This window comes from Candidatus Eisenbacteria bacterium, from assembly GCA_016867495.1.
Classification (GTDB): Bacteria; Eisenbacteria; RBG-16-71-46; order CAIMUX01; family VGJL01; genus VGJL01.
Map to the genome: position 1 here is coordinate 1 of VGJL01000188.1, position 5,024 is coordinate 5,024.

At 65.8% G+C, this 5,024-nt stretch carries 4 protein-coding genes; 3 read left to right on the plus strand and 1 reads right to left on the minus strand.

What is annotated here, in order from left to right; translation table 11 throughout:
- On the minus strand, nucleotides 1-1,128 hold a 1,128-nt coding region (locus FJY88_11865), incomplete at its 3' end, for a hypothetical protein (GenBank protein MBM3288029.1).
- Between the two features lie 360 nt (nucleotides 1,129-1,488).
- On the opposite strand from FJY88_11865, the gene FJY88_11870 reads away from it, so the two are divergent.
- The 3 genes from FJY88_11870 (at nucleotide 1,489) to FJY88_11880 (ending at nucleotide 5,003) form a co-directional block, all read left to right on the plus strand.
- Nucleotides 1,489-3,039 (plus strand): HAMP domain-containing protein, encoded by a 1,551-nt coding sequence (locus FJY88_11870; protein ID MBM3288030.1) that lies wholly within the window; start codon nucleotides 1,489-1,491, stop codon nucleotides 3,037-3,039.
- Nucleotides 3,040-3,069: 30 nt separating this feature from the next.
- A complete protein-coding gene (locus tag FJY88_11875) occupies nucleotides 3,070-3,513 on the plus strand; it encodes a response regulator (GenBank protein ID MBM3288031.1) in 444 nt (147 codons plus the stop codon).
- Nucleotides 3,514-3,662: 149 nt separating this feature from the next.
- Nucleotides 3,663-5,003: an NADP-specific glutamate dehydrogenase gene (locus FJY88_11880; GenBank protein MBM3288032.1), complete on the plus strand. Its 1,341-nt coding sequence runs from the start codon at nucleotides 3,663-3,665 to the stop codon at nucleotides 5,001-5,003.
- Nucleotides 5,004-5,024 lie beyond the last annotated feature (21 nt).

A 5,024-nucleotide genomic window follows, 5' to 3' on the forward strand; every position in this document is an offset into this window, starting at 1 on the left:
CGCGTCGTGAATCCGATTGCCGTGCAGATAGATGTCCCGCGCCGCGTCGTTCTCCCACGCATCCGTCCAGCGAATCTCGAACGCCACGCCAGGCGTCGCCGTCCCCGTGAACGTCCCGTCCCCGTCCAGCTGATCGTTCACGTTGATCCAACGACCGTCCAGCTGCGCCGTCACCGTCACCGGCGCCGTCCCGGAATGCGTGATCTCGTAGTTGCCCTGCAGATCCGAATAGCCGCTGTTGCCACCAGTCACCGCCACCCGCATGTTCGGCAGCCGCCGATCCTGCTCCCCGTAACAGTACCCGTAGTCCTCCACGTTCCCCGCCGTCGTCCCCACCACGTTCGCGTAGCAAACATCGTCATACCGCCACACCACCTCGCCCGTCGCCGCGTCCACGTACGACACCCAGATCGCGAACGGCTCCTCCACACGATGCCGCACCCGCCAGACAAGCCGGTATCCCATCCCCTCCCCTTCCGGAACGGGAAGAATCAACAGCTCGCCCCCCTCGTCCAGATCGCGGCCCGGAATGAACCGGACCTCCGAGGCCGCCTTGCGCGCCGCGGCGGCGGCATCGAGAAGGGGAGAGGTCCCGAGGCGGATGCTCGGATGCAGATCCGACCCGAAGTAGTAGAGGCGCCCCGACTCGGTCATGACCAGGCGCAGGCGCGCCCCCTCGACCTCGATCCCCTGGTGGAGCTGATCGAAGATGACCCCCCACTTCCCCATCGCGTTCACGACGGAGCGCACGCGCAGGCCGGCCGGATCCGCCCCGAGGAAGGCCGCGTTCTGCGCGATGAACGACCGGGCTGCGGCCTCCGCGGCCGACTCGGTGGCTATCGGGCCGCCCGTGAGCTGCACGCCGGCCCCGTAGACCGCGTGCGGAGTCCCGGTCAGGGCGTTCCACTGATAACGCCACCCGGCTCCGGCTCGGCCCTCGAAAGCGGCCGCCTCCGGATGGAGAGCCGGTTGCAGTTCGGTCGTCTCCCAGGTGGGAACCCTCTCGGCTCCGGGCGCGGGGATCGCGAGATCCTCCCGCTCGGCGACCGGTGCGAAGGAGTGCGCGGCAGTCGCCCCCAGGGCGAACAGCGCGCAGAGAATCAAGGCACGACGCATAGCGACTGGCATCCCTAACTCCTTGTGTTTGGATCCTCAAGACCGCGCTCGAGCGGGGCCCATGCTGCGATGCCCGCGCGGCCCATCAGCTGGCGGCCCAAGATACTACCTTTCAAGATTCTACGCCGCTCAGGCCCCTCCCGCAAGCCATCGCCGGGAGCATGGGCCCGCAGCGCGAGGCCCGCCGCCCCTCGGCCCCCGGAGCCGCGGGGAGCGGAGCCGAGAGTCCTCAAAGCGTCGCGGGGCCCGGCCGATAGGTAACTGAGGCTCCCGGAGCATGTTGGATCGACACAAAGCCCGGAACGAAGTCGGGGGCATCATGGAACATCGTCGCACGGGCGAGAAACGAACCGAGGCTCGGCGGAAACTGGATTGATCACCGAACGCGCGAGAACCATACGAAGCAAGCTGCTCATAGCGATCCCCGGGATCGCCGTGGGCGCTTGTCTTGTCATTGCCGTGACGACGAGCCTTCACCTGCGCAACGCGACTCTCCGGCAGACCGAGCGTTCGCTCATCTCGCTGGCCGAGGTGACGGCGCACACGGTCTCGGCGGGGCTCGATTTCGGCATGCCCGGCTCGGTCCAGACGACACTCGCCGGCCTTTTCAAGATCCCCGACATACGCTACGTCACGGTCCGGAAGTCCAACGGCGAGGTTTTTGTGAGCATGGGGGACGATCCCGGGGTCCCGCTCTGTCCGCTGCACGGCGGGGGCTCCGCGATCCACGCGCATCCTGGCTTCCTCGTCGCCACGACGCAGGTGCGGGACACCGCCGGTCTGGCGATCGGCGAACTCTTGATCATGTATTCGATGGAGAGAACCAGCCGCGCCCTCATGACCTCGATCCTCTGGCGAATCCTGACACTGCTGGGGGTGGCCGTCGTGAGCGTGGTCGTGAGCCACTCGATCGCGCGGCGCCTCACCACGCCCCTCATTCGATTGACCGAGGCCGCTCAGAGGCTGGCGGCGGGCAGGTTCGACGAGCCGGTTCGGGTGACTTCTAATGACGAGATCGGAATCCTGGCGGGCACGTTCAATACGATGAGCCGGGCCCTGTGCGATTCCCGCAGGCAGGTGGAGAGGGCGAATCAGGAGCTGGAGGGGCGCATCCGCGAGCGCACCGAACAGCTGCGGCAGAAGAATATCGCACTGGAGCTGCAGACGGAGCGGGCGCTCGAGGCTAGCCGGCTCAAGAGCGCCTTCCTGGCGAGCGTCTCGCACGAGCTGCGGACCCCCTTGAACGCGATCCTCGCCCTCTCGGAACTGATGAAGGACGGGCTCGCGGGAGACCTGACCGAGGAGCAGCAATCCCACGTGGCGATGATCCATGGCAGCGGGTCGGGGCTCCTGCGGCTCATCAACGATGTCCTCGACCTGTCGAAGATAGAGGCCGGGAAGATGGAGCTTAGCCTGAAGCCCTGCGATGTGATGGAGGAGCTCCGGCGGGCCGTCACGGAGATGGAGCCGCTCGCTTCGGGCAAGGGGCTCGATCTGAGAGCGAGGATCCCAGCCGGGCCGACCGTCCGCCTCGATTGCGACAGGGTGCGCCAGATCCTCGTCAACCTGCTCGGCAACGCGATCAAGTTCACCGAGCGCGGGTATGTCGAGGTCGCGGCGGAGGTGAAGGAGGGCCCGAACACCCTCGAGATGTCGGTCCGCGACACCGGCATCGGCATCGACAAGCATGATCTACAGACGATCTTCCAGGAGTTCCGGCAGGTGGACGGCACCCCGTCGCGGAAGTTCGGCGGCACGGGTCTCGGCCTCACGATCTCGCACCGGCTCATCGATATGATGGGGGGGCGGATCTCCGTCGAGAGCGTCCTGGGGGAGGGTTCCTGCTTCAGCGTCGAGATTCCCCTCGCCCGGGGCCTGACGCGGCATGACGGAGATCTCACCGACATGGCGATGGCGGCATAGGACACGCTCAATGAAGGAGCATCACCGGCAATGACATCCTCACAGGAAGCGACCAGGATCCTCATCGCGGAGGACGATCCCACGAACCAGTATGTCTTTCGCACCATCCTCCGAAACGCGGGTTACGAGGTCACGATCGTGGAGAACGGCCTCCTCGCCCTCGAGACGGCCAGGGAGAGCCCGCCACGCCTCTTCCTCCTCGACATGATGATGCCCGTGATGGACGGCTACGAGACGGCATGGCGGATCATCCAGGACCCGCTCTTCGACGGCATCCCCATCATCGCCCTGACGGCCCGCGCCATGCAGGGCGACGCGGAGCGCACGCTCGAGGCCGGGTGCGACGACTATCTGTCGAAGCCGATCCAGCGCAAGACCTTCCTCGACAAGATCGCCTGCTGGCTGGAGCGCGAGCCCGGCGACTGGATGCCCGCGCGCCTCGCCAAGCGCGTGCCGCAACGCGACGTCGCCTAGGGCGGCCATCCGGCGACCCCGGCCGGCTCGCGGAGCCCCGCGGCCGTTTTGCCCCTTGCCATCTCCCCGGCCTCTTATAGAGAATAGCCGGGTGCCCGACAAGGAGCCCCGGCGGGCGGGGCGGGATGGGATTCAATGGAGGAGGGAAGATGCCGAGCTCCGTAGCAGCATTCATGGAGTATGTGATCGCCAAGAACCCAGGCGAGAAGGAGTTCCACCAGGCGGTCCACGAGGTCATCGATTCGATCTGGCCGTACCTGCAGCAGCACCCCCACTACCTGGAGGCCAAGATCCCCGAGCGGATCGTCGAGCCCGAGCGCGTGATTCTCTTCCGCGTCCCCTGGATGGACGACAAGGGACAGGCGCAGGTGAACAAGGGATTCCGGATCGAGTTCAACTCCGCGATCGGACCTTACAAGGGCGGGCTTCGCTTCCACCCGACGGTCAACCTGAGCATCCTGAAGTTCCTGGGATTCGAGCAGGTCTTCAAGAACAGCCTGACGACGCTGCCCATGGGCGGCGGCAAGGGCGGCTCCGACTTCGATCCGAAGGGGAAGTCGGACATGGAGGTGATGCGCTTCTGCCAGAGTTTCATGACCGAACTCTCGCGCCACATCGGACCCAACACCGACGTGCCGGCCGGCGACATCGGCGTGGGCGGAAGAGAGATCGGCTTCATGTTCGGGCAGTACAAGAGGCTCCGCAACGAGTTCACCGGCGTCCTCACCGGCAAGGGGATCAACTGGGGCGGAAGCCTCATCCGTCCCGAGGCGACCGGCTACGGCACGGTCTACTTCGCCCAGGAGATGCTCGGTACGCGCGGCGAATCGTTCAAGGGGAAGACGGTGGCTGTATCCGGATCCGGGAACGTCGCCCAGTATGCCGTGGAGAAGGTGAACCAGTTGGGCGGCAAGGTCGTCACCCTCTCCGACTCGAACGGAACGATCCACGACCCGAACGGCATCGACCAGGAAAAGCTCAACTACGTCCTCGACCTGAAGAACGTCAAGCGCGGCAGGATCAGCGAGTACGCCGCCAAGTACAAGTGCGAGTACCTCGAGGGCAAGAGGCCCTGGGTCGTGAAGTGCGAGATCGCGCTTCCCTGCGCCACCCAGAACGAGGTCAACGCCGGCGATGCGGCGACGCTCGTGAAGAACGGCTGCATCTGCGTCGCTGAAGGCGCCAACATGCCGACCGAGCCGGGCGGCATCGAGGCCTTCCTCAAGTCGAAGATCATGTACGGTCCGGGCAAGGCAGCCAACGCGGGCGGCGTCGCGACTTCCGGCCTCGAGATGTCGCAGAACTCTCTGCGCCTCTCCTGGACGCGGGAGGAGGTCGACCAGCGTCTGCACAACATCATGAAGAGCATCCACGCGACCTGCGTGAAGTACGGCAAGCAACCCGACGGATTCATCAACTACGTCGCCGGCGCCAACATCGGCGGATTCATCAAGGTCGCCGACTCGATGCTCGATCAGGGGCTCGTCTAGCCCGCCCGCAAGACCGCAGCG